The following is a 25,196-nucleotide window of genomic DNA, read 5'->3' on the forward strand; positions in this document are numbered from 1 at the left end:
AGAAGGCATAAACTCCTTTGAGGGTATTAACTACACGGTTCTATTTTAGCCAGCCTTTTGGTACCTGCGGGAAAAATTTGTAATTGATTAAACTCTTATTACTATTGTTAGATAACTTCGTGGGAATTAAGGTCGATGCGTTTGAGTATACAGAAGAGTGAAACGGCTTTAAAAGTGAGTATTAAATAAAAAACAATGAGTGTTGTGAATATGGGTGTTTTTTGTCCGTTCTAAGATACCTCGATTCACAAGTCTGTTCATGATTTCCTGGTTAGGCAATTTATATAGGTTGAGTTTAAACAATTAATGTCAAACAAAAAAATTATTAAAAATACACTATCACTTTATTTGCGCCAAATTGTTATTATTTTAATAACCCTTTATTCAGTGCGTGTGGTGCTGAATGAGCTAGGTGTAGAGGATTTTGGAGTTTATAGTGTTGTTGTTGGCTTTGTGACTTTACTATCATTTTTGCCGGGAAGCATGGCGAGTGCAACGCAACGCTTTTTCTCTTTCGCTATGGGCGAAAATGATGTATTAAAATTAAAGCAAACATTCAGTGTGAATTTAATTTTGTACGTTGTCATTGCTTTGATTGCATACACGTTACTCCAAACTGTAGGTCTTTGGTATGTTGAAGTACACTTAAAAATACCAGATGCACGCTTTAGCGCTGCATTAGACCTTTATCATTACACTTCGATCTCATTTGTTTTTTCTATTTTTACCGCACCGTTTATAGCCATTTTAATTGCACATGAAGATATGCATTTATATGCGCTCATTTCTGTGGTCGATGCTGCACTGAAGCTGGCTGTGGCGATTTCTTTAGCCTATGTAAGCTATGATTTGTTAACGTACTACGGTATTCTTCTTTTTTCTATATCAGCTTTGATAGCTTTTGCTTACATTTTTATTTGTATAAAAAAATATACCGAATGCCAACTTAGAAAGCTCCATTGGAGCAATAAAATGCTCAAAGAAATTTTGGGGTTTACACTGTGGACTCTATTAGGACAACTTAGCACTGCATTTCGTACACAAGCAGTAACAGTTTTAGTAAACCAAATGTTCAATCCAGCTGTAGTTGCTGCTCGAACTATTGCATTAAGTGTGGCTGGGCAAGTTGCAGTATTCTCGAACAACCTGAATACAGGGTTATACCCTTCCATCATTAAGTCTTATGCCACAAATCAGAAACATGAAATGATGAGTTTAATTTTTAATGGATCTAAGCTCACCTTTTTCTTGATGTGGTTTTTTGCGTTACCAGTCCTACTTGAAATGGAAACCATTTTAACGCTTTGGCTTAAAACTCCGCCACCAGAAGCAATACTGTTTACTAAGCTAGCAATTGTTGAGTCATTAATTTTAGCAATAAGTATGCCATTGACCACGGCAGCAAGAGCTCCCGGAAGAATGGCGTTGTATGAAATGATTTTAGGGAGTATTCAAATAGCAATATTCTTTATTTCATGGTGGATTTTGAGTTTAGGTTATTCGGCAGAGTGGGTTTTCTATGTTGCAATAGCCGCAAACGCTCTTATGTTTAAAGTGCGTATTCTGTTGGTTAACTATCTAATAGATCTTCCCATTTTACTTTATTATAAAAATGTTGTCGGCCCCGTATTAGCTGTTCTAACTGTTTCAGCTCTTCCTAGTGCGATGCTATCAAAAAACCTGTCAAGTAGCTTGTATTCTTCAGCTGTGGTTATTTTGTTTTCTTTCGTTATTTCTACGTTAGCAATGTACTATTTAGGATTGGATAAACATTGGCGAAAGAAAATTATTATTTACCTGAGCGGTAAGTTTATGAAAAATATCGAAAGTATTAAGTTGTGAGGTTCTTGTGTTGAATGTTTTGAGAAAAGTTAGGAAAAGATTAGATAGGTTTTCAAATAGTTTTAAAAAAATAGTACCTGTTAATATACCTATATATCATAACCAACTACTTAAGGGACGAGTCGCAATTGTTACAGGTGGAACTAGTGGCATTGGTTTTGAAATTGCAAGTTCTTTTTTAAGATCTGGTGCTTCTGTAGTCATCACTGGGCGAGATAAAAGTCGTATAAAAGGAGCAATAGAGAAGATATTGACGAGTGATAATAATAATAATGGAAGGATATATGGTGTTGTGCTGGATAACTCCAACATTGGAGCTTTTGAATCCGCTTTCAATGAGATAATTGCTTTCTTAGGGGACAAAGAAATAGATATCTTAGTTAATAATGCAGGAGTTTTAAAAGGAGGACAATTTTCACATATAACTTCTGAAGAATATGACGAAGTTCTTGATACTAACTTGAAAGGTGTGTTTTTTCTGTCACAGCTAATATCAAAGTACATGGTTGAAAATAATATTAAAGGAAATATATTGAATATTGCTTCATCATCTAGCTTAAGGCCTGCTATAAGTCCATATACACTATCAAAGTGGGGGCTTCGTGGCTTGACGTTAGGAATGGCTAAAACTCTCGCTCCACAAGGAATAGTTGTTAATGGGCTTGCTCCAGGACCGACAGCAACACCGATGTTAATGAAAGATTCAGACGATGGAATAGAGCACTATGTAATCCCTAGTCAAAGGTATGTAACACCTGAAGAAGTCGCTAACTTTGCTGTGATATTAGTAAGCTCTTTGAGTCGGTCAATAATCGGTGATGTTGTTTATATGACTGGTGGTGCTGGAAACTTAACTATTGATGACATCGATTATAACTTTTAAGTCAATTGGTACAAATTTATGAAATTATATTCAACTACAGAAAAAAACGCATTGATTGTTATATCTTTGCTCAAAGCTCATGGTGTTCGCTACGTTATAGCTTCTCCAGGTAATACAAATACTGCATTTATTGGTAGTATTCAAAAAGATCCTTTTTTCAAAATTTATTCAGCAGTTGATGAACGTTCGGCCGCCTACATGGCCTGTGGCCTGGCGGCGGAAACTGGTGAACCTGTTGTAATTAGCTGCACGGGGGCCACAGCCTCAAGAAATTACGTACCAGGCATGACTGAAGCTTATTATCGTAAATTGCCAGTGTTAGCGATTACATCAACTCAACCAATTAGCCGAATTGGACACCATGTGGCGCAGGTAATTGATCGAAGTGTTATTTCAAATGATGTTGCTAAGTTTAGTGTGACCTTACCGGTTGTTAAGGACGAGGAAGATTTCTGGGATTGTGAGGTTAAAGTAAATCAAGCCATTATGGAGCTTACTAGACATGGTGGTGGACCAGTGCACATCAACTTACCAACCACATATAGTTTGCCTTTTACAGAAAAAGAAAATATTAACTGTAGAGTAATAAATAGGTTTACACAAACAGATGAACTTCCAGCTCTTGATGCAAGTAAACGAGTTTCAGTTATTATTGGATCACACAATTGTTGGAGCGAAGAAGCAATCCTCGAATTAGAAGGTTTCTGTAACCAATACAATACTGTTGTTTTCTGTGACCATACTAGTGGTTATAAAGGTAAAAACCGTATGTTGTTTTCACTCGCAGCAGCACAAGAGTTATACAATATAGAAGAACTCAGAGCAGATCTAACCCTGCATATAGGTGAGGTGACGGGGGATTATCCGTTGTTTAATATGGTAGGAAAAGAAGTGTGGCGTATTAGTCCTGATGGTGAGGTACGGGACACTTTTCGTAAGCTTCGTAATGTGTTTGAAATGCCAGAAATGTCTTTTTTTAAACACTATTCAAAACAAGTAAACCAGACGTCGACGAATGAATACTTTAAACAATGTGAAAGTTTCTTGAAAACGGTACATAATAAAATACCGGAAGTACCGTTTTCTAACGTTTGGCTCGCTTCGAAAATGGCATCAAAAATACCATCAGATTCAGCAATCCACTTCGGGATTCTGAATAGCCTAAGAACCTGGAATTTCTATGATCTGCCAAAAACGGTTACTTCATTTTCAAACGTAGGTGGGTTTGGAATTGATGGCGGCGTGTCTTCTCTGCTAGGAGCCTCATTAGCAAAGCCTAACAAGCTTTATTACGGTGTCATAGGTGACCTTGCTTTCTTCTATGACCTTAATGCAATAGGTAACCGTCATACGGCCAATAACTTGCGTATCCTTCTGGTGAATAATGGTAAGGGAACGGAGTTCCGACTTTACAATCACCATGCCGCACATTTCGGTGCAGATGGCGATGAGTTCGTTGCAGCGGCTGGACATTTCGGAAATAAATCAAAAACTCTTATTAAAAACTATGCTGAAAATTTAGGCTTTGAATATTTCTCTGCTAGCAATAAAGATGAGTTTGAAGCGGTTTATCAACGTTTCCTTAACAATAGCGTAACTGATAAACCTATGCTTTTTGAGGTTTTCACCGAAAGCGATAATGAAAGTGAAGCGCTGCAAATAATGCATAGATTGGAAGTTAGCACGGAAGGTAAAGCGAAACAGGCCTTGAGAAAAGTATTAGGTCCCAAAGGCCTTGATGTAGTAAAAAAAATTATTAGGAAATAACGATGAAGATTGGGTTATTAACGATTCATAATGCGTTGAACTATGGAGCAGTATTTCAAGCCTACGCAACGCAAGAAGTATTGTCTAGACATGGCAAGACCGAAATAATTAATTATAAAAATAGTCATATAGAGAAAGTATATTCAATTTTTAATGTTAAACCTAATTCAAAAATTTTAAGACATCTTGTTAGAGATCTTTTGTTGTTAAAGAGTAAAGTAACAAAGAAAGTAAAGTTTAATTGTTTTTTTGATGATTACTTTAATCTTTCAGAAGAATATAATTTTAATAATATTAGCTCAAGTAAATACGATTTATATGTTTGTGGGAGTGATCAGATATGGAACCCCAAAGTAACAAATGGTTGTGATATTATAAATGAAGATTATTTTCTTGGTTTTATACCTACGGGTGTAAAGAAAATAAGTTATGCTTCAAGTTTAGGGAATTATAGATTTGATATTAAGCAAGAAAAACAAGTTAAATATTTGTTGGGAACGTTTGATTATATTTCTGTGCGTGAAAAAGATGGAACTGATTATTTAGAGAGCATTTTAGGTGGACGTGTCAAGCAAGTATTAGACCCTACATTGTTATTATCTAAAGAAGAATGGATCGGAAAATTAAATCTTAGACAAAAACATGACATTGAAGAGTACATATTGGTATATACAGTACCTCGCTCTAGTTTATTAAAAGATGTGGTGGATTTTTATTCCAAGACTGGAATAAAAATTATTGCTGTTGATTCGAACCTTATAAAAATCGCTGGTGTTGATGAACAAGTTAGAGATGCAGGGCCACAGGAGTTATTGAATCTAATCCTAAATGCTAAGATGGTACTAACTGATTCGTTTCATGGTGTTTGTTTTGCTATTAATTTTAAAAAGGATTTTGCGGCGATTAGTTCCGGAACTTTATCGAATAGAATGAAGAACATATTAAGTCTAGTTGGGATGGAAGATAGATTCATCGAGTCTTTAAATGACATAAGGGCTTTGGAACCAATTAACGATGAGGTTTATCTAAAATCATTATTATTATTAGAAGAACATAAAAAAATATCTATTGATTATCTCAAAAAGGCATTATCAAATTGAGGTTTGAAACTGTGTATTCTGTGTATTCTGTTTATTTTTTGCTATCTGATTTCTCGGCCCCATTATTCTTATGTTACTTGGTTTAGCGAGAATTTCTTTTCTTGAAGACGCGGGCACAATTTGACAATCTAGTGGATCTAAATGAGAAATCGTTAACAATGTATTTGAACTTTGTAACTCGTAATTTCGGGCTAATCACTGATCTAATTCTGTTGTCAAATAAGTTAGGAATCCTCTGTTACCAGACGTTACTTTGACTTGCCTTGCAACATAGACAACTGTCTGAAACTACATCTTGAAGTTACTTGGTATATCAGGATTTTATTTTAAAATTCAGCTTGTATTATCTTTTGAGAGGTCATTATTATGGTAGGCATGGTAAGTATTATTGTTCCTATTTTTAACTCCGAGTTGTATTTGAAAAAATGTATAGATTCAATATTAGATCAAAAATATTCTAATCTAGAATTAATACTTGTAAATGACGGATCCCAAGATGGTTCTCTCGAAATCTGTAACTATTATAAAAATATCGATAGACGTGTAAAAGTTATAGATAAGGTTAATGAGGGGGTGGCAGCAGCAAGAAATGATGGGCTCGATGTTGCAACCGGGAAATATATTGGATTCGTTGATAGTGATGATGTTGTATGTGATGACTTGTACGAAAAGCTTGTAATTTTACTTAATAATTCTGCTGCTGATTGTGCTGCACTGTCAAGCTATAAAGTTAATGAGAAGAAAGGACGAATATTTGAGAATGGGCAAGTAATAACTTCAACTCAAGCATTAAATTGTTTGCTTGAGCTTAAGTTTCCAACATCTCTGTGGGCTTATCTTTATAAAAGTGAACTTATTTCTGATATTAGGTTAAATAGAGATATTCATTTTTTTGAAGATTTTGATTTTAATGCTCGTGTACTAATGAAGAGTGATTTTATTGCTGTTAGTACAGAGAATCTATATTTTTATAGACAGAATTCTACAAGTATAAATGCACAAGGTGTGAATGTTAAAAGATTGACATGTATGGATATTCCTGATTTGGTATATGGCTATTTAATAATGTCAAATAAGAAGGAGTTAATAAAAAAAGTTAAATATCTTGATTCCTATTTTATTATTTCTGCATTAGCACCTCTAAAATTACCTTTTAGTGAAAACGAAATAAAATACTCAAAAGCAATTGTTTTTCAAGCACGAAAGGTTTTTCCAGGTTTGATTTTCTCAAATTATGTACCTCTAAAATTCAAAATATATGTTTTTTTAGTCTCATTAAATATTAATATAGCCCTACGAATTAGAGATTCATTATAGTATTTCTAGATTCAGAAGGATAAATCATGGATATGCTATGATTAAATCACTTTTAGATTTGTTGTATTTTGTTAGAATCCATCATGACATAAAGAACAACTTATCAATCATTCATTACTATTAAATAACATTGTATTCGAAGTTAGTGGCCAAACTATAAGTCAGAACATATTTATATATTTGATGGTCAAAAATATTGTTACGATCAATCAAAGGTTGAGCACAAGTTAGCAGATATAATGTTAAAAACTTATTTAGCTCTTCTGGTAAAGATGATTTGAAACTATAAATCTTTTTATAGATGAGGTCTAAATTTTCTAGAATCGAAACAAGATATAGAACATAAAATTTAAGTAAAGAGTGACAACTACCTTGAAAAAAACGGGGGATGGTGTATCTTGCACTGAAAATAGTTAGAAGTATAAGTCTGATGTTAGTCCATTCAACGTATTGATCGCTAGTTACATTATGTCCGATGATTTTTGTTGTAACAAGTGCTGGAAATCTACTAATAATCAAGTCAATGTGTTGGAATATTCTGAATGTGATTCGACTTTAAAGTTTATATTAAACACAATCCGTGCGATGATTCCTGAGAAGACTTAATTCAGATTTCCTTAATTTTAACCGCTTCATAGAAAGTTTCTAAAGCTGAGATCAAACTACTGTAGGAGCAGCAGGCATGCCGGAATCGGTAGTACTTAACGTGAGTCCTATCTAGTGCAAGTTCTAAGAAATATTGCCTTTGCAGCTTAGTCTGAAAACTTGATATTTGTCCTGAAAGCTCGAAGAGTTTATGGTGTTGCTTAATAATTTAATCTTTATTGGCTTCAACAGATATGACTATGTTTATGATTTTATGTTCTGCATTTTTTATTCTATTTCGAATATAATGGTATTTTTATTGTGAATAAAACCCATATATCAACCTTATACTTATTGTTTTTAGTAGTCGACTTGTTGGTTTTTCCGAAGTTATTATTTTCGACTCCTATTTCAATTATTCTTCTTCCAATTTTTTTGATTTTATCTGTCAAGTTTAATAAATTAAATGTTATTATCTTTTTTTTATTGATTTCTATTGTTTTCTCTAGTGTTTTTTTTAGTGCGCTTTCATATTCAGATTATGTATCTGAAAATACTAAACGTGGGATGCAACTAGGATTTATTTTCCTGTTTTTGCTATATGATTTTAATAAGATTGATCTAAATTTAATATTTAGCAGTATCCGAAGACTATTATTTTTTTACTATTTGTTCGTTTTGGTTCTTATTTATTTTTTCTACTTTAAATCTGAACTGTACGTTTCATTTATGACTGTAGTTTTTCCTGAGTCGATTCCGATGCTGTTGGTAAATCTACAGTCACAAAGGTTTTCATTTCACTTTACTGATCCAAATGCTTTTGGTTACATGATTGTTATAACTCTGGCTTTTTTACTTTCTATGAAATTACATACTCGTGAGTTTGTTTTTTTTGTTATTTGCGCTTTAATAATTATTTTGACTACCCAGTCAAGGGGCGCAATGATTTCATGTGGATTGGTTTTTTTGAGTTATTTTTTGTTTATTATTAAAAGTAAACGACTGAAAATATATTTTATTTTTATGTTGATAGTAATAATTTCAATTATATACTTTATATGGGGAGAATACTTAGATATATTTTTTAGTGTAATGAACCAAAGGTCTGAAATCGAGGCTTCGATGGGAGCCGGAGTAGGGGGCGGTCGGATCGAATCATGGTTTTACTTTATTAACAATATTAACTATAACCCTTTTTTTGGTAGTGGTTATATGTTGCAACGTGATGGTGAGTTATATCGCCCTCATTCTGATTTCATTAGGTTGAATCTTTCGTATGGTATTTTGATATATTTTTTATTCTCCTATATTTTCATAGGTTTTAGAAAAAAACATATAATGCTGTTTTTTGCATTTTTAATTCCTTTTTTTATAAATACTATAATTGATGATTATAGGTTGTTTGCAACATTTATTATATTTTATAGTTTAATTCGTACGGCTGAATGTACTGATTTTTCTGAAAAAAGATCCCTTAGTTGATGTTAGTTTTTCACTCCTTGTACTTTTGCAAGTTATTAAATTAGTGTCGTTATTTTTATAGTAAAATTTAAGGTGTTTTCATGACTCTTTTTGTCGGGGCTTTCAATAACCCTGTTTCAAGTAATTTTTTCGGAAGTGGTGCTGGTGCTAAGGTTCAGTGTGAAATAATAAATTCACTTCGCTCTAATAATAATGACTTCAAAGCATTGGTTATGCCTGAGGTCCCTAGTTGGCCAAGTTCTAAATTATTCATAAAGTCTGATGTTGTGGGTGATTACATCAGGTTTATGCCTATTTTAAATATTTCATTCTTAAAGAGATTTGTTTTTTTTGTTCAAGTTTTAATCTTTTTATTCAAGAACAAACCATCATCAATTTTTTTCTACAATTCAAGTCTACTATCATGTGTATTCTCATACATTTTTCGATTCTTTGGTTGCAAAAGAGTTCTTATATTGCAGGATGTGCACGTTCCTAATTTCAAGTCATTTAGTTCTTATTTGAATCCAAAGAATATTATTTACTACACATACTTAAAGTTCCTTCCATTTTGTTATGATTACTTTATACCAATAACTGAGTCGTGTATAAGTGAGTTGAACCTGCCGTCTGCGCGTTCTGAGGTGTTTGCCGGTGCAGTGCCTCTACATCGTCTTAACCAGATTAAATCCAAATCTAGTACTTCTGGCAATTATGCTGTTTTCGCAGGCGCTATTGAACCATACAATGGTATTGATTTACTGTTGGAAAACTGGCCTCGCACTGATGATTCATTCAAAATCCATGTTTTTGGTACAGGATCTGTCGCTGAATATGTGTCTCGAATGGGTAAAGTTAATCCTAATATAGTATATCATGGGTTTAAGTCTCCTGAAGTTGTAGATGAATATCTTTTAAACTCTAAAATAAACTTTTGCTTTAGATATTCTAAAGTGATTTGTCAAAATTACTTTTTTCCTTCAAAGTTTTTTGACCTTATTAACTTGTCAGGTTTTTTAGTTTGCAATCGATTTGAAAATATCCCTTATGAACTTTCTGATTACGTTATTTTCTCGAATGATGATCTGACTGATATTCCTCAGATTATTCACGAATGCTCTATATCCATTCGTAATACGGATGCTCTAAATGACTTAGTGTCAATGAAATACACTTGGCAGTTTTTTTTGAATGACTTCTGTAAAAGATATTTCCTTTGAGTTTATCTGTTTATTTATTTATTTGTTTATTTATTTTGGTGGAAGTATGATTGCTTTAGTTTTTTCCGAGTATTACTTGCCAGGCTTTAAAGGTGGCGGTCCAATTAAAACCATTAAGAACTTGTTTGACCAAACAGGCGAAGTTATTGATTTTGAATTAGTTACTAGTGACAGAGATTTGAATGATAAGTCACCTTACACATCGGTTATTTGTGGCCAGTGGAATAATGTATTTAATATTCAAGTCTTCTATGCACAACCTGGAATTGCTGGATTTGAAAGTATCATTAATATATTAAGAAGGAGAGATTTTGATATAGTGTATCTGAATAGTTTCTTCTCTCCAAAATTCTCTATTTTACCATTTTTATTTGCCAAGTTTTTAGGGCTGAAAGTTGTAATTGGCCCTAGAGGGGAGTTTTCACAAGGCGCGTTAGCAATTAAATCAATCAAAAAAAGGCTTTTTTTATTCTGTTATAAAAAATTAAGATTACAGCGTGGAGTGGTTTTTCAAGCTTCAAGCAATTTTGAGGCCGAGGATATACGTAGGGTTTTAGGTGATAGTGCTGACATATATATAGCAGAGGATATTGGTTCTCAGGAATTTGCAACAAATATCCTACCCCAATCACCATCTAATCTAAAGGCTGTTTTTGTTTCACGCATTTCGCCAAAGAAAAATCTACTTGCTGCACTTGAAATGCTAGGAAATGTTCGTGCACCTCTTGAATATCATATCTTCGGCCCTGTAGAAGATGAGTCTTATTGGCTTCAATGTAAGACTGTAATTGAAGAACTTCCTTCTCATATTAAAGTCAAATATATGGGGTCATTGAAGCCAGTTGAAGTAGTTAGCACTCTTAGTCATTACGACGTTTTTTTCTTTCCTACGGCTGGCGAGAACTATGGTCATGTGATTGCAGAAGCACTCTGTGCTGGACTGCCACTTCTCATTGCAGATACTACCCCTTGGCGTGACCTCCAGAAATATGGCATTGGTTGGGATCTTCCATTGAGCAATCCTGATTATTTTAGCGGAGTTTTAGAAGAGTTGGCACTAATGTCACCTGAGCAACACTTTGAAATGAGGAGTACAGTGCTTGAATGGGCTAAGAAAAAATTTATGTTGTCTGATGCTATTGAGGCGAATCTCTCTATGTTTAATTATGTGTACGATAAGACGAAAGGATAAATACAAATGTTTTTTAATAAAACACTTTTAATAACTGGCGGAACAGGCTCTTTTGGGAATGCAGTCCTTAAACGTTTTTTGGATACCGATATCAAAGAAATTCGTATATTTTCTCGTGACGAGAAAAAGCAAGATGACATGCGTAAAAAATATAATTCATCGAAACTTAAGTTTTATATTGGTGACGTACGAGATTATCAAAGTGTTTCAAATGCGATGCGTGGTGTGGATTATATTTTTCATGCTGCAGCACTCAAGCAAGTTCCTTCTTGCGAATTTTATCCACTGGAAGCAGTTAAAACCAATGTAATTGGTACTGAAAATGTGTTGGAAGCAGCAATGAATCATGGTGTTCAAAAAGTTGTTTGCTTAAGCACTGATAAAGCGGTTTACCCAATCAACGCAATGGGTATATCTAAAGCGATGATGGAGAAGGTGATTGTCGCTAAATCACGTAACGTTCCTGAAGGCATGACAATTTGTACTACTCGTTACGGTAATGTAATGGCTTCACGTGGTAGTGTTATTCCATTATTTTGTCGTCAAATTATTGAAGGGACAGCCCTTACTGTTACTGATCCAAACATGACTCGCTTTATGATGACGCTTGATGACGCTGTCGATTTGGTGTTGCACGCGTTTGAAAATGGGTCTAACGGTGACATTTTTGTTCAAAAAGCACCTGGAGCAACGATTGAGGTGTTAACTAAAGCTATCTTCAATTTGATGGGTAAGCCTGAACATAAGGTTAACGTCATTGGCACCCGTCATGGCGAAAAATTATATGAAGCTCTGTGTAGCCGAGAAGAGATGTTTGTCGCACAAGATCAAGGTGATTACTACAGAATTCCCGCGGATAATCGCGATCTAAATTACGCTCAATACATTGAAGAGGGTGAACAAGATCTTTCTAAAATTGAAGATTATAACTCTCATAATACCCAGGGATTAGATGTTGCAGGTATGGAAGCACTGCTGCTTAAACTTGACTTTATGCGAGAAATTAAATCAGGTAATTTAGTTGTGCCAGAGGGCGTATAAATGAATATTCTAGTCACTGGCTCAGATGGGTTTATAGGTCGGAATCTATCTATTTTTTTAAATGAAGCCGGTTTTGATGAAATTTCGACTATTACGCTTGAAGATTCTAAAGATGATATCTTAGTAAAAGTGGAAGCTGCCGATTTCATTTATCATTTAGCTGGGATCAATCGACCTAAAAATGAAGATGAGTTTAAAAAAGGCAATACAGATTTAACAACTTTAATTGTCAACCAACTTATTAAGCTAAATAAAAAAACGCCGATTGTTTTAACATCTTCTATTCAAGCTGAACTTGACAATGCCTATGGTGTGAGTAAAGCGGGGGCTGAAGAAGTACTTACAATCTACCAAAATAAAACCGGGGCGGAGGTTTACATCTACCGCCTACCAAATGTGTTTGGTAAATGGTGCCGCCCAAATTATAATTCAGCAGTTGCAACTTTTTGCTATAACACCCTTAATGCTTTGCCAATTACTATTCATAACCCTGATGCACCATTAAATTTGGTGTACATCGATGATGTCTGCGAAAATTTTGTACGTTTGCTCGATGATTCTATTGTGAATAGCTCGCATTGTGAAATTTCACCTATTTATAAAACTACTGTTGGTGAAGTTGCTGGGTTGTTGACTAAGTTTAAAGATAGTCGAAATAACCTTGTGACTGAAAGCGTCGGCACAGAATTTGTTCGCGCACTTTATTCTACTTATATGAGTTACCTTGAGCCTGAGCAATTTGCTTACTCTGTTACTCGCCATGGTGATGATAGAGGTACTTTTGTTGAGATGCTTAAAACGCAAGATTCAGGACAATTTTCTTTCTTTACCGCTTATCCTGGCATTACTCGCGGTGGCCATTATCACCATACAAAGACAGAAAAGTTTTTAGTCATCAAAGGCCAAGCATCATTTAAGTTTCAACATATAGTAACGGGTGAGTCTTACGAATTACTGGTAAATGGCGAAGAGTCTAAAATTGTTGAAACAGCACCAGGTTGGTCACATGATGTAACTAATATTGGCGATTCAGAGCTTATCGTTATGCTTTGGGCTAATGAAATGTTTGATCGCGAAAAACCAGACACATTCACTAAGCCGCTTTAAATTAGGTAGATAAAAAGAATGAAAAAATTAAAAGTAATGTCAGTGGTGGGTACTCGCCCTGAAATTATCCGTTTATCTCGTGTATTAGCAAAATTAGATGCACATTGTGATCATGTTTTAGTTCATACGGGACAAAATTACGATTTTGAACTAAATGAAGTGTTTTTTAATGATCTTGGTGTGCGTAAACCAGATTATTTCTTAGACGCTGCGGGTAAGAATGCCGCAGAAACAATTGGTCAAGTTATTATCAAGGTAGACCAAGCGTTGGAAGAAATACAACCTGATGCAATGTTAGTGCTAGGTGATACCAATTCGTGCCTTTCCGTTATCCCAGCCAAACGCCGTAAAGTACCTATTTTCCACATGGAAGCCGGAAATCGTTGTTTTGATCAGCGAGTACCCGAGGAAACCAATCGACGCATAGTGGATCACACTGCAGATATTAATTTAACCTATAGTTCAATTGCTCGTGACTATTTACTGGCTGAAGGTTTACCGGCAGATAGAGTCATTAAAACGGGTAGCCCAATGTTTGAGGTGTTGAATCATTATATGCCTCAGATTGATGCATCTGATGTGATTACTCGTTTAGAACTAGAGAAAGGCAAGTTTTTTGTAGTAAGTGCCCACCGTGAAGAAAATGTTGATTCACCAAAGCAACTTGCAAAGTTAGCCGAAACGTTAAATATGGTTGCAGCACATTATGATCTTCCTGTGATTGTATCAACGCATCCTCGTACTCGTAATCGCATTGAATCTCAAGGAATTGAGTTCCATAAGAATATTCAATTACTTAAACCGTTAGGTTTTCATGATTACAACCATTTACAGAAAAATGCCAAGGTAGTTTTGTCTGACAGTGGAACCATTAATGAAGAATCTTCAATTATGAATTTTCCTGCATTAAATTTGCGAGAAGCTCATGAGCGCCCAGAAGGTATGGAAGAAGCTTCGGTAATGATGGTTGGCCTTGGAGCGGAGCGTGTTATGCAGGCATTGCAGGTATTAGAATCTCAACCAAGTGGTGTTGAGCGTCTCCTTCGTCCTGTATATGATTACAGTATGCCAAATGTGTCAGATAAAATGGTGAGAATTATTCACTCCTATACGGACTATGTTAAACGTGTAGTTTGGAAAGAGTATTAGAAAGTATGGGCTATTAAGCCCATTTTTTACTTGGAGTCATAGTGAGAATTCTTGTTGTTAGCCAATATTTTTGGCCAGAAAATTTTAGAATAAACGACTTATGCTTAGCGCTAAAAGATAATGGGCATGAGCTTACTGTAGTTACTGGTAAACCTAACTACCCTTGGGGTGAGTTTTTCGACGATTATGTAAATTCTCCCCGTTCTTTTGACTTTTATCATGATATCCCTGTTGTGCGGGTGCCAATGTTACCAAGAAAAAGTGGAGGTAAAAATCTGCTTTTGAACTACATATCCTTTATTTTTTCTGGAAGCATCTACGGAGCTTATAAGCTTCGAAAGCAAGATTTTGATATTATATTGGTTTGTCAATTGAGCCCTGTTACTGCTGCAATACCAGCAATCGTTTTGAAGAAGCTTAAAGGTATTCCTCTGGTAATGTGGTCGCTAGATCTCTGGCCTGAATCTCTAGAGGCTGTTGGTGTTGTTAAGTCTAAGCGAGTATTAAGCGTAGTGGGAAAATTGGTATCATGGATATATGGGCATTGTGATGTTATTCTCGGCCAATCCGAATCTTATTTGGATGCAGTTAGACGCCGTAGTGGTAAAGCGCAATTAGAGTTATTTCCTAATTGGGCGGAAGACCAATTTAAGATAGAAGCAAAAAAGGTTGATCAGCCTTCCTCTGTTATAACAATTATGTTCGCGGGAAATGTTGGTGATGCTCAAGACTTTGAGTCAATTATTGAGTGTGCCAAGTTACTAAAAGAAAGTCGCTCTAGAGTTCAATTTTCAATTGTGGGTAGTGGTAGGAAGTTAATTTGGTTAAAGAGTCAGATTGAGGATTTTCAACTTGACGAGTACTTCATTTTGCATGGTCAACACGCCTTAGAACATATGCCAGTATTTTATGAGGAGGCTGATATTGCGCTTGTATCACTCAAACCAAATGATATTTTTGAGAGAACTATTCCGGGAAAAATTCAATCTTATATGTTGGCGTCGCTACCAATTCTATCCATGTTAGATGGGGAAGGTAAGAAATTGGTCGAAATTGCAGATTGTGGCCTTGCTTGCTCTGCCAGTGGGCATCAACAACTTTATGAAAACATTTTGTCTATGATGTCAATGTCTCAAGAAAGACGAAGGAAGTTAGGCGCGAATGGTAAAGCTTTTGCTGAAATACATTTTAACAAAGCACGGTTAGTTGCCAAATTAGAAACTCTTTTGGAAACTCAAATAGAAAGAGTTAAGATATGAAAATTTTACTTTCAGGGGCGGATGGTTTTATTGGTCAGTGCCTTTTAGAGCAAGATCAAAATAGTCTAATTCACCGCTGTATCACTCGAAGGAATAAACTGAATGAATATGATAGTTTTTTCGTGGACAATATTGATAAGCATACTATTTGGGATGGGGCTTTTGACAACATAGATACAGTTATTCACTTAGCGGGCATTGCTCATAACAAAAGTTGCGATAAAGCTGTGATTTTTAATACTAATACCCATGGTACAATCAGATTTGCTCAGGAAGCAGCAAAAGCCGGTGTGAAACGATTTGTGTTTGTTAGTACCGCTACAATTGGTGCGCAGATTAGCTTTAACCAAGAAGAAGCTTCGTCTCAGACTCGATCAAAATATGATGCAGAATTCGAACTAAATCAATTGGCGGATAAAGTTGGCCTTGAAGTTGTGATTGTTCGGCCTACATTAGTTTATGGCCTTAATGCACCTGGCAATTTTGGTTCACTTACCAAGCTAGTTAAAAAAATGCCGTTCTTACCGTTTGAATTAACAAATAATAAACGTGATTTTATTGCAGTTCAAAATCTTACCGATTTATTACTGACGTGTGCAAAACATCCTGATGCAGCAGGGCATACATTTTTAGCATCGGATGGACAATCTGTTTCAATTAAAACGTTTACAAATGCTATTGCGAAGGGATTAAATAAATCATTAATACAAATACCTATACCAGTGAGTTTGATGCGCTTGGGTAGTAAATTAGTAGGTAAATCGGCAATGGCGGAACAACTACTAGGTAACTTACAGGTTGATTCCTCTAATGCTCATGACGTTTTGGGCTGGAGTCCTCCTTACTCCATGGAGCAAGCAATGGCTTCACTTTCTGAGAAAATAAAATGATTCGTGTATTAGATTTTTTTGCTGCGTTCTTCGGTTTATTATTTTTATGGCCTGTTTTACTGGTAGTCACAATTATTGGTATGTTTGATACAGGTTCACCTATTTTTATTCAAACTCGTGTGGGTAAAAATAAAAAAACATTTAAATTAATTAAATTTCGCACTATGTCTGTAGATACGAAATCTGTAGCTAGTCACTTAGCGAGTAATGCATCGATTACAAAAATGGGTAACTTTCTACGCAAAACTAAGATTGATGAATTGCCGCAACTAATTAATGTGGTTAAAGGTGAGATGAGCTTAGTTGGCCCCCGCCCAAATTTATTTAACCAAGAAGAATTAATTAAAGAGCGTGATGCGCTAGGTGTTTATGATGTTCTACCTGGTGTTACCGGGTTAGCACAAGTGCAAAATATTGATATGTCTACTCCAAAGCTTCTAGCAGAAACGGATAAGCAGATGATTGATACACTTAACATCAAAAACTACTTTAAGTATATTTTGATGACTGTTACAGGTAGTGGTTCAGGTGATGCAGTCAAGTAGACTATTTCGGTCTATCCATTTGAATCTATCGCTTAGTGTATTGATTTCATTGCAATATCCGTTGGTCTTTCGTCTCAATAATGCATTTAGACCAGATCAACTGACTCACCAAGCTTTTTCTTTCGTTTTACTTTTAGTTTATTCTTTGAATTTAAGTTACCTTTTATCGTTTATTCAATATTCTTTGTCGATAGCTAAAAGTCAAAACTTACTTAATATTATTACACATTTTTGGACCGTTTATGAAAGTTGTTATTCCGGTTGCAGGTTTAGGTACACGCATGTTGCCTGCTACAAAAGCTATTCCTAAAGAGATGTTACCTTTGGTTGATAAACCATTAATTCAATATATTGTTGATGAGTGTGTAAAAGCGGGTGTTAAAGAGATCGTACTGGTCACTCATGCTAGTAAGAATGCCATCGAAAACCATTTTGATACCTCTTATGAACTTGAATCTACGCTTGAGAAGCGGGTAAAGCGCCAGTTGCTTGAAGAAGTTCAAGCGATCTGTCCTAAAGATGTAACCATAATGCATGTGCGTCAGGGGGAAGCTAAAGGGTTAGGGCATGCTGTACTTTGCGCAAAACCTTGTATTGGCAATAATCCGTTTGCCGTTGTTTTGCCCGACGTAATTCTTGATGAATACACTGCAGATCAAACAAGTGAAAACTTGGCGGCCATGATAGGGCGTTACAACTCTACTCAATCTAGCCAGATCATGGTTGCACCAGTACCAATGGAAGATGTTAATAAATACGGTATTGCAGATTGTAATGGAGCGGATATTGCGCCTGGTGATTCATCTAAGATTAATGCCATGGTTGAGAAGCCTGCTATTCATGAGGCACCATCTAATTTAGCCGTAGTTGGTCGTTACGTATTATCTGAAAAAATTTGGGACTTGCTTGCTAAAACGCCAGCAGGCGCAGGTGATGAGATCCAATTAACCGATGCTATCGATATGTTGATAGCATCAGATACTGTCGAAGCCTTCCATATGACAGGTAAGTCCCATGACTGTGGTGACAAGCTTGGTTATATGACCGCATTTGTCGAGTATGGACTGCGGAACGAGAAGTTTGGTGCAGAGTTTCGTCAAAACTTGAAGACATTGATCGGCTGAGCTAAGAGCGCTGCGAGCTGCTGCTAGGGCGTGACTTTGTCACGGCTAGAGCGTCGCAAGCGACTTCTAGAATCTATATAGTCAAGTGATAAGAGCAAAGAAGGGCGGGCTTCGCCCTGCGAGGACGGCACAAGTGCCTGCTAGGTGCTAGGGCGCTTCGCTTCTATAAAGGCGGAACGCCGTAAACGGCTACGGCTAACGGAATAGCCTGCGGCTGCACAGAACGCTTTGCTCACAGGGCCGGCGATTTGAATTACGTTCATGCCTTCTCTTTTGTAGGTCGGCATTTATGCCGTCAGGTTTGTATTATACAGAAGGGCGGGCTTTGCCCTGCGAGGACGGCACAAGTGCCTGCTAGGTTCTAGGGCGCTTCGCTTCTATAAAAGCGAAAGCCACAAGTGGCTACAGTTGACGGAATGGCCTGCGGCTGCACGGAACGCTGCGCTTACGGTTTAGCTGAGAAGGATATACGGTTAAGCCTTTTGCTATTGTAGGTCGGCATTTATGCCGTCAGATTTGTATGCACTATATGGGCTATTGATGGGCTAAAGCCCAACCTACAGGGGTCTCTGTTATCTTTGTTGCCTGACAACATTTTGTTGTTTATATCATTTAAATTGACGTAATCATTGCTTACCTGGAGTCAAGAAACATTTAGATGTGCTAAAATCAATTCCATTGCATTCTATCACCACTATTTTGAGTTGCTGTAACATGTCTAGTCTTCCCATTCTGGAGCAAAAAATGGATTTTTTTCAGGTATTATTTTCTTTAAATCGAACCAATAAACGATTAGTCAGTATTGGGATTGATACTGTGTGTCTACTGGTTTCATTTTGGTTGGCAATTATTGTACGTACTGATTCAGTCAGTTCAATTGGCAATACTGGTTATTGGATGTTGATCGCGATGGTTTGGCCGGTCAGTATACTTGCTTTTATGAAATTGGGCTTATATAGAGCGGTACTTAGGTATTTAGGCCTACAGGCGTTAACCGCAATTTTGTTTGGGGTGCTGATATCGACCATTAGCTTAGTTTTTATCTCCTATTTTGCTAATTTAGGCATACCACGTACTGTTCCGGTTATTTTTGCCGCTTTTTCTTTGGTTTTAATTGGTGGTTCTAGAGGTGTTATAAGGGCGGTTGTTGGTTCAGGTATGAAGCGAGAAGGAGAGCCTGTTATTATTTACGGTGCAGGTGTTAGCGGTAGGCAGCTTGTCACCGCTTTAGTTCAAAGTCATGAATATTATCCTTTTGCTTTTGTAGATGATGATGTGACGACCCACGGTAGTGTTATTCAAGGCGTTCATGTTCATTCCCCCTCAATAATGCGCAAGCTTATTAGGCAAAAGCAGGCAACTAAGGTGTTGCTTGCGATACCGAGTGCCTCCCGCCAACGACGAAAAGAGATATTACTGTCATTAGAGCCCTTGGCTGTTCAAGTGTTAACGTTGCCTGCAATGGCAGATCTTGTTAGTGGAAATAAGCTTTACAGCGATATTAAAGAGGTTGAGATTGATGAGCTCTTGGGCCGTGATGCTGTTTCTCCTAGAGAAGATCTCCTGAAAGATAATATTTTTGAGAAAGTGGTTTTGGTCACTGGGGCTGGCGGCTCTATTGGTTCAGAGCTATGTCGTCAAATATTAAAACAAAGACCCAGTAAGCTTGTTCTGTTTGAACTTTCTGAGTTTGGTTTATATTCCATTGAGAAAGAGTTAACAGCAACAGCTAAAGAGAATGGTATCGAGATAGATATCTACCCTATGTTGGGTTCAGTACAACGTGAGAATCGTGTTCAAGCAGTGATGGAAGCGTTTGGTGTTCAAACTGTGTATCACGCTGCAGCCTACAAGCATGTTCCTCTCGTTGAGCACAATGTAGTTGAAGGCGTTCGTAACAATGTGTTTGGTACTATGTATACAGCACGCGCTGCCATAGCTGCTAAAGTCGAAACCTTTGTTCTTATCTCGACAGATAAAGCGGTTAGGCCAACCAACGTGATGGGGACAACGAAACGCATGGCTGAGTTATCTCTTCAAGCTCTGGCGAAAGAAACACACTCTACACGTTTCTGTATGGTCCGATTTGGCAATGTATTGGGGTCATCTGGATCTGTTGTTCCGCTGTTTAGAAAACAAATTGCATCTGGTGGACCAGTAACGGTAACTCATCCAGAAATTACTCGTTTCTTTATGACAATACCTGAAGCCTCACAACTGGTGATACAGGCAGGAGCGATGGGGAAGGGTGGTGATGTATTTGTTTTGGATATGGGCGAATCAGTTAAAATTGTTGATTTAGCAGCGAAAATGATCCGCCTAAGTGGCTTTGAAGTACAAGACACGCTTAATCCAGATGGTGATATTCCAATCGAGTTTACTGGTCTTCGCCCTGGCGAGAAGTTATACGAAGAACTGCTTATCGGTGATGATGTTACCGGTACGGAGCATGAACGAATTATGACGGCCAACGAAGCCCACCTTTCATGGGCGGAGTTAGAAGTTATTTTGAGTAAACTGGATATGGCATGTCATGAGTTTAACCATGAACTGATTCGCGAGATTCTGTTAAAAACCCCAACAGGGTTTAATCCTACAGATGGGATCTGTGATCTAGTTTGGAAAGTGAAGAATGAGCAACAAAGCGTCGACAGTGTACAAAGAGAAAAGGTAGTTTCTTTAGTTTCTTAATCACCAGTTATTCTGACTTAACGGCTTCTTTTTGTAAGGAGCCGTTTTTTTTATTATTTTTTGAGCGTTAGTTAGATGATTGACGGAATGGCCTACGGCCGCACGGAACGCTGCGCTTACGGATAAAGCGGATAAGAAGATACCCGTAAGCTTTGTTCTATTGTAGGTCGGCATTTATGCCGTCAGGTTAGTATTATACAGAAGGGCGGGCTTTGCCCTGCGAGGACGGCACAAGTGCCTGCTAGGTTCTAGGGCGCTTCGCTTCTATAAAAGCGAAAGCCACAAGTGGCTACGGATGACGGAATGGCCAGCGGCCGTACGGAACGACTTGCTTACGGGTTAAATGCTGAGAAGGGTGGGCTTCGCCCTGCGAGGACGGCACAAGTGCCTGCTAGATTCTAGGGCGCTTCGCTGCTATAAAGGCGAATGCTGCAAGTGACTTTGAATATTCGGTTAGGATGTGTGACATACGCTGTTGATGGGCTAAAGCCCAACTTACAGGGGAGACAGAGAGGGGTAGGGTCCAGCTTGTATTTTATCGTCAGAGAGGTACGAACGTTCCGTTATCCGTCAGCGTAGCGTTCTTCTTTGCTTTAGATTTTATAGCAGGGCGCAGCCCGTCCTAGGATTCTAGCAAGGAGCTTGCGACTGCTCTCGAAGCTGACGTAGTCCGCGCTCTTTTTTATCCGTTGAATTAACTGTGCCATCCATAATATTTAGGACTTTACTGGGTAGGCAGATCGCTAAATGAGACAGTTACCTAAGATAAAGCTAAAGGCTCATATCAAATTTGTTTGTTGGTGAGTTTGGTTGTGAAACTCTCTTACCTATGTCACTAATTGTTTCTCTCACATAGTCCCAGTACTCAGGTACATTAAGCGTTTTGGCTTGCAATGTTTGAGGTACAAATCGACTCATCTCGCTGTTAAACTCTGCCTTAACTGCATCATCTTCAGTTAGGTTTTTTAATTGCCTGCCCAGCGCAATCAAAAAGTCATCACGTTCTTTGTTGCGGGCTTCTAGTTTGTTGTTGATTAACTGGTTATTGATCTCAATGCCTCTTTGACTTAGCCACACAATATCCCATATATCACGGGGCTTAATTCGCCTTGCCCTGTACGCTAAAGCAATGTATTTATCAGCTAAAATCTCGTCCATTGTTTGGCAGCGAATCAGCATTCCTTCAGTTGGTGTGTCGATTCCATAGTGATTGATAGGCGTTCGATTTGTCAAATCGAAAGAGGGTAAAGCACAAACATCAATGTGCATTTTCTGTCTGGGTAGATCAGCACGGTTTGGTTCTTTCTCGATGCTGATTCTCCACGATGACGTATTCCCTTGCTTGTCTGAGCTGGGTTTATTAACGTATACAGGTATTTCATATTTTTTTTGCAGAAAGCTTTGTATTTCATCCTCAAGCCCATCAAACATTGATGGCTTAAAATCATGACCACCATTAAAGTCTAAGTCTTCAGATAACCGAGAACTGTTGTAACAAAGACGTAGTGACGTACCGCCAATGAAGGTGAGTCTTTGTAGTGCCCCGTGTTCTGTCATGACATGTAAAATGTCATGATGAAGTATCTCTTTTTCGATCACTTCAACAACGGGTGCTAACTCAGGGTTACGTTTTAGAATTTCGTCTATTTTTTGTTTAAGCATAGTTTTGAGTGCCCTGTTAGTGATTTATCATTTGTAGGTTTCGTTTACAGCTTTTCAAATCGGCTAACGCTCGATGAGGCATAGCTCGATACATTTTCACCTCTTCGTCGAAGAATAGGTCATTCTCAAGCTGTGATGCTTTGTGCTTAGTATGTGTAAACTCAACCACTCCGTAGCGAGTTTTAAATGTCCCACTTCGCCCCCTAGTCATTAGGGTCAGGCGATCCATAACGATTTGCGATATCTCTCCAGTACGTGATAATTCACTCTCTAAACTGACATAACTTAGGTAGCCAACTCTTAATTTACGGGCGATTTCATATATTGCCGTTCGGGGATTTGGAGGGGTGATTGTGCTTTCAAAAAGACCATTTGCGATGCGATTAATGACGCATTTTTTAACACAGTCGTGCAGGAATTTGTTAAAACTGGGTGTTTGTTCGACATTGAGAAGGTAGGCGAGTTCAGCCTTGCTGAATACGCCTTTACCAAATTTACTTGATTCAGCCATAGCTGAAATTAGTTTTTCTACCTTAGTCATCGGTCTACACTAAGTTACTAAATATGTAACTTAGTGTAGACCATGGTGTGAGGAAAAGAAACTAGGTAATCACTTGGCTGGCTAACTGTGTAAAAGTAACGGTGGCATCCATAATCTTTAGTAGTGATTAATGGTTAGCTATGGCATCTCGTATTGGGACCCGGGATCATTGCGCTGTTGGGGCGTTATCTGAATTAGTGCAATATGCTCATAATACAGGGTGGGCTAAGAAGGGCGGGCTTCGCCCTGCGAGGACGGCACAAGTGCCTGCTAGGTTCTAGGGCGCTTCGCTGCTAAAAAGACGAACGCCGTAAACGGCTACAGATAACGGTTGACGGAATGGCCTGCGGCCTTACGGAACGCTTCGCTTACGGGTTATAAGCTGAGAAGAACATACAGGCAAGCTTTGTTCTATTGTAGGTCGGCATTTATGCCGTCGCTCTTGTTTGTTGTGTTTGTATGGGGTGATGGGCTAAAGCCCAACCTACAGGGGAGACAGAGAGGGGTAGGGTCCAGCTTGTATTTTATCGTCAGAGAAGTACGAACGTTCCGTTATCCGTAAGCGCAGCATTCGTCTCTATGTTCTCCCTCTATTTAACGACTTCAATAAAATCTTCAAAATCACTTAAACGATGTTTCACTACGTGAATAACAATATCTAGGTTTAGCTCTTGGTAATCATGAACGGCGATATTTCTTAATCCCACCATCTTTTTAAGGTTTTCAGCAAGTTCAACAGGCATAGCACTGTTTTGTGCTAATAGGGTAAAGCTATCTCGACTGCTTTGTGGTATTCCATATTGATGTTGACGATTCAAGTGGTTGGCTATATCAATACAGGCCTCACAAGCGCGTTGTAAATTGAGTACTACGCTATCTTGTTGAGTAAAATTTTGCTTAAATTCCACCCCATCATCATAAACATCTTTAATACGTTTAAGGCAACGTTTGATTGTGGCAATCTTATTGATAAGAATGTCATTCATGGATAGGCTCTTTATCTTTTGTTTGTTTCGCCATTAAATCTGTGAGAATTAAGGCTCTTTCTGCTTGTAGGTGTTGATACATTGACATGGTTTTTACGGCAAAGAGATCATCGTCATAGCTATCACCCCATAACAATTGACCCTGAGTGATCACTTGTTGGCACAATACGGTTGATGCGGTGGTTAAATCAATTAAATCGACGTCAATATCTAATTCACAGGCCAAGGTTTGAGCAAGTTGCCAGCGGTTTAGATTATCTAAACTCTTAACCGGTAATATGGCTATGTCAAGATCACTCTTTGAGTGTTGATCTCCACTAGCAAAGGATCCAAATAAGTAGATTAGCTTTACACTTGGAAGCTTGGCTTGTATTGATTTTATCAATAAGGCTTTATCTAAATTAAACATTGTCATGTAATTTCTAATGTTTGGCACTGAGCTAAGTATATCATATTGTTTTGTGGATAAAAGAAAGGGCAAGCAGATAAGAGCGGGCTACGCCCTGCTAGGGTGTGACTTCGTCACGGCGAGAGCGTCGCTATGCTCCTGCTAGAATCTATACAGTCAAGTGAGGAACGCCGCCAGCGATTTGAATATACGTTCATGCCTTTTCTATTGTAGGTCGGCATTTATGCCGTCAGGTTTGTATTATACAGAAGGGCGGGCTTCTAGAACGCCAACAAGTTGGCTTCGAGAGCGGCCAATGGCCTTCTAGGACGTGACTTCGTCATGGCTAGAGCGTCGCTATGCTCCTTCTAGAATCTATACCATCAAGAGATAAGAGCAGCGTTCTTCTTTGCTTTAGATTTTATAGCAGGCTGGAGGCCGCTCTC

General features: G+C 37.6%; 20 protein-coding genes. 16 read left to right on the forward strand and 4 right to left on the reverse strand.

The genetic code is table 11. The features are described 5' to 3' along the window. Positions 1-306 precede the first annotated feature (306 nt). From FN961_RS04220 to FN961_RS04295, 16 genes are all read left to right on the forward strand, one after another. Positions 307-1,842: a lipopolysaccharide biosynthesis protein gene (locus tag FN961_RS04220; protein WP_143563297.1), complete on the forward strand. Its 1,536-nt coding sequence runs from the start codon at positions 307-309 to the stop codon at positions 1,840-1,842. A gap of 10 nt (positions 1,843-1,852) precedes the next feature. Then, a complete protein-coding gene (locus tag FN961_RS04225) occupies positions 1,853-2,725 on the forward strand; it encodes an SDR family NAD(P)-dependent oxidoreductase (RefSeq protein ID WP_221936091.1) in 873 nt (290 codons plus the stop codon). A gap of 18 nt (positions 2,726-2,743) precedes the next feature. Then, positions 2,744-4,492 carry a thiamine pyrophosphate-binding protein gene (locus tag FN961_RS04230; protein ID WP_143563298.1) on the forward strand — a complete coding sequence of 583 codons (1,749 nt, stop codon included), beginning with the start codon at positions 2,744-2,746 and terminating at the stop codon, positions 4,490-4,492. 2 nt (positions 4,493-4,494) lie between these two features. Continuing rightward, positions 4,495-5,592, forward strand: a complete 1,098-nt coding sequence (locus tag FN961_RS04235) for a polysaccharide pyruvyl transferase family protein (protein WP_143563299.1) — start codon at positions 4,495-4,497, stop codon at positions 5,590-5,592. A gap of 366 nt (positions 5,593-5,958) precedes the next feature. Further along, positions 5,959-6,909 (forward strand): glycosyltransferase, encoded by a 951-nt coding sequence (locus FN961_RS04240; protein WP_143563300.1) that lies wholly within the window; start codon positions 5,959-5,961, stop codon positions 6,907-6,909. 1,446 nt (positions 6,910-8,355) lie between these two features. After that, positions 8,356-8,976, forward strand: a complete 621-nt coding sequence (locus tag FN961_RS26240) for an O-antigen ligase family protein (RefSeq protein ID WP_425326424.1) — start codon at positions 8,356-8,358, stop codon at positions 8,974-8,976. Positions 8,977-9,056: 80 nt separating this feature from the next. Further along, the gene (locus FN961_RS04250; protein ID WP_143563302.1) at positions 9,057-10,175 is read left to right on the forward strand and encodes a glycosyltransferase family protein; all 1,119 of its coding nucleotides are present in this window, start codon (positions 9,057-9,059) and stop codon (positions 10,173-10,175) included. After that, the gene (locus tag FN961_RS04255) at positions 10,147-11,367 is read left to right on the forward strand and encodes a glycosyltransferase family 4 protein (RefSeq protein ID WP_221936092.1); all 1,221 of its coding nucleotides are present in this window, start codon (positions 10,147-10,149) and stop codon (positions 11,365-11,367) included. Before FN961_RS04250 ends, FN961_RS04255 begins: the two co-directional genes overlap by 29 nt. Positions 11,368-11,373: 6 nt before the next feature. Then, positions 11,374-12,408, forward strand: coding sequence for a polysaccharide biosynthesis protein (locus tag FN961_RS04260; protein ID WP_143563303.1), 1,035 nt, complete (start codon positions 11,374-11,376; stop codon positions 12,406-12,408). Then, positions 12,409-13,515 carry a UDP-2-acetamido-2,6-beta-L-arabino-hexul-4-ose reductase gene (gene wbjC / locus FN961_RS04265; protein ID WP_143563304.1) on the forward strand — a complete coding sequence of 369 codons (1,107 nt, stop codon included), beginning with the start codon at positions 12,409-12,411 and terminating at the stop codon, positions 13,513-13,515. 18 nt (positions 13,516-13,533) lie between these two features. Then, complete coding sequence (gene wecB / locus FN961_RS04270) at positions 13,534-14,664, forward strand: non-hydrolyzing UDP-N-acetylglucosamine 2-epimerase (RefSeq protein ID WP_143563305.1); 1,131 nt, start codon at positions 13,534-13,536, stop codon at positions 14,662-14,664. Positions 14,665-14,705: 41 nt separating this feature from the next. Next, complete coding sequence (locus FN961_RS04275; RefSeq protein ID WP_143563306.1) at positions 14,706-15,923, forward strand: glycosyltransferase family 4 protein; 1,218 nt, start codon at positions 14,706-14,708, stop codon at positions 15,921-15,923. Further along, entirely contained in the window at positions 15,920-16,813 is an 894-nt protein-coding gene (locus FN961_RS04280) for an NAD-dependent epimerase/dehydratase family protein (protein ID WP_143563307.1), read from the forward strand. Before FN961_RS04275 ends, FN961_RS04280 begins: the two co-directional genes overlap by 4 nt. Further along, positions 16,810-17,358 carry a sugar transferase gene (locus FN961_RS04285; RefSeq protein WP_143563308.1) on the forward strand — a complete coding sequence of 183 codons (549 nt, stop codon included), beginning with the start codon at positions 16,810-16,812 and terminating at the stop codon, positions 17,356-17,358. Before FN961_RS04280 ends, FN961_RS04285 begins: the two co-directional genes overlap by 4 nt. A gap of 242 nt (positions 17,359-17,600) precedes the next feature. Next, positions 17,601-18,482, forward strand: a complete 882-nt coding sequence (galU, locus tag FN961_RS04290) for a UTP--glucose-1-phosphate uridylyltransferase GalU (RefSeq protein ID WP_143563309.1) — start codon at positions 17,601-17,603, stop codon at positions 18,480-18,482. A 744-nt stretch (positions 18,483-19,226) separates the two neighbouring features. Continuing rightward, positions 19,227-21,173: a nucleoside-diphosphate sugar epimerase/dehydratase gene (locus tag FN961_RS04295; protein ID WP_143563310.1), complete on the forward strand. Its 1,947-nt coding sequence runs from the start codon at positions 19,227-19,229 to the stop codon at positions 21,171-21,173. Between the two features lie 771 nt (positions 21,174-21,944). On the opposite strand, the gene FN961_RS04300 is transcribed toward FN961_RS04295, so the two are convergent. The 4 genes from FN961_RS04300 to mntA form a co-directional block, all read right to left on the reverse strand. After that, entirely contained in the window at positions 21,945-22,835 is an 891-nt protein-coding gene (locus tag FN961_RS04300; protein ID WP_143563311.1) for a nucleotidyl transferase AbiEii/AbiGii toxin family protein, read from the reverse strand. A 16-nt stretch (positions 22,836-22,851) separates the two neighbouring features. Beyond that, positions 22,852-23,376, reverse strand: coding sequence for a type IV toxin-antitoxin system AbiEi family antitoxin (abiEi, locus tag FN961_RS04305; protein ID WP_143563312.1), 525 nt, complete (start codon positions 23,374-23,376; stop codon positions 22,852-22,854). 590 nt (positions 23,377-23,966) lie between these two features. After that, on the reverse strand, positions 23,967-24,362 hold the full coding sequence (hepT, locus tag FN961_RS04310; protein ID WP_143563313.1) for a type VII toxin-antitoxin system HepT family RNase toxin: 396 nt from the start codon (positions 24,360-24,362) through the stop codon (positions 23,967-23,969). Further along, on the reverse strand, positions 24,355-24,777 hold the full coding sequence (mntA, locus tag FN961_RS04315) for a type VII toxin-antitoxin system MntA family adenylyltransferase antitoxin (protein WP_185972720.1): 423 nt from the start codon (positions 24,775-24,777) through the stop codon (positions 24,355-24,357). Before mntA ends, hepT begins: the two co-directional genes overlap by 8 nt. Positions 24,778-25,196: the final 419 nt, after the last annotated feature.

Origin of the sequence: Shewanella hanedai (assembly GCF_007197645.1) — a bacterium.
Taxonomy (GTDB): Bacteria; Pseudomonadota; Gammaproteobacteria; order Enterobacterales; family Shewanellaceae; genus Shewanella; species Shewanella hanedai.

Coding starts and splice junctions, on each gene's coding strand:
- FN961_RS26240 (WP_425326424.1), top strand. CDS start 8,356: ATGAAATTACATACTCGTGAGTTTGTTTTTTTTGTTATTTGCGCTTTA.
- FN961_RS04260 (WP_143563303.1), top strand. CDS start 11,374: ATGTTTTTTAATAAAACACTTTTAATAACTGGCGGAACAGGCTCTTTT.
- mntA (WP_185972720.1), bottom strand. CDS start 24,777: ATGACAATGTTTAATTTAGATAAAGCCTTATTGATAAAATCAATACAA.
- FN961_RS04250 (WP_143563302.1), top strand. CDS start 9,057: ATGACTCTTTTTGTCGGGGCTTTCAATAACCCTGTTTCAAGTAATTTT.
- FN961_RS04235 (WP_143563299.1), top strand. CDS start 4,495: ATGAAGATTGGGTTATTAACGATTCATAATGCGTTGAACTATGGAGCA.
- FN961_RS04230 (WP_143563298.1), top strand. CDS start 2,744: ATGAAATTATATTCAACTACAGAAAAAAACGCATTGATTGTTATATCT.
- hepT (WP_143563313.1), bottom strand. CDS start 24,362: ATGAATGACATTCTTATCAATAAGATTGCCACAATCAAACGTTGCCTT.
- FN961_RS04295 (WP_143563310.1), top strand. CDS start 19,227: ATGGATTTTTTTCAGGTATTATTTTCTTTAAATCGAACCAATAAACGA.
- FN961_RS04285 (WP_143563308.1), top strand. CDS start 16,810: ATGATTCGTGTATTAGATTTTTTTGCTGCGTTCTTCGGTTTATTATTT.
- abiEi (WP_143563312.1), bottom strand. CDS start 23,376: ATGACTAAGGTAGAAAAACTAATTTCAGCTATGGCTGAATCAAGTAAA.
- wecB (WP_143563305.1), top strand. CDS start 13,534: ATGAAAAAATTAAAAGTAATGTCAGTGGTGGGTACTCGCCCTGAAATT.
- FN961_RS04220 (WP_143563297.1), top strand. CDS start 307: ATGTCAAACAAAAAAATTATTAAAAATACACTATCACTTTATTTGCGC.
- FN961_RS04255 (WP_221936092.1), top strand. CDS start 10,147: ATGACTTCTGTAAAAGATATTTCCTTTGAGTTTATCTGTTTATTTATT.
- FN961_RS04300 (WP_143563311.1), bottom strand. CDS start 22,835: ATGCTTAAACAAAAAATAGACGAAATTCTAAAACGTAACCCTGAGTTA.
- galU (WP_143563309.1), top strand. CDS start 17,601: ATGAAAGTTGTTATTCCGGTTGCAGGTTTAGGTACACGCATGTTGCCT.
- wbjC (WP_143563304.1), top strand. CDS start 12,409: ATGAATATTCTAGTCACTGGCTCAGATGGGTTTATAGGTCGGAATCTA.
- FN961_RS04240 (WP_143563300.1), top strand. CDS start 5,959: ATGGTAGGCATGGTAAGTATTATTGTTCCTATTTTTAACTCCGAGTTG.
- FN961_RS04280 (WP_143563307.1), top strand. CDS start 15,920: ATGAAAATTTTACTTTCAGGGGCGGATGGTTTTATTGGTCAGTGCCTT.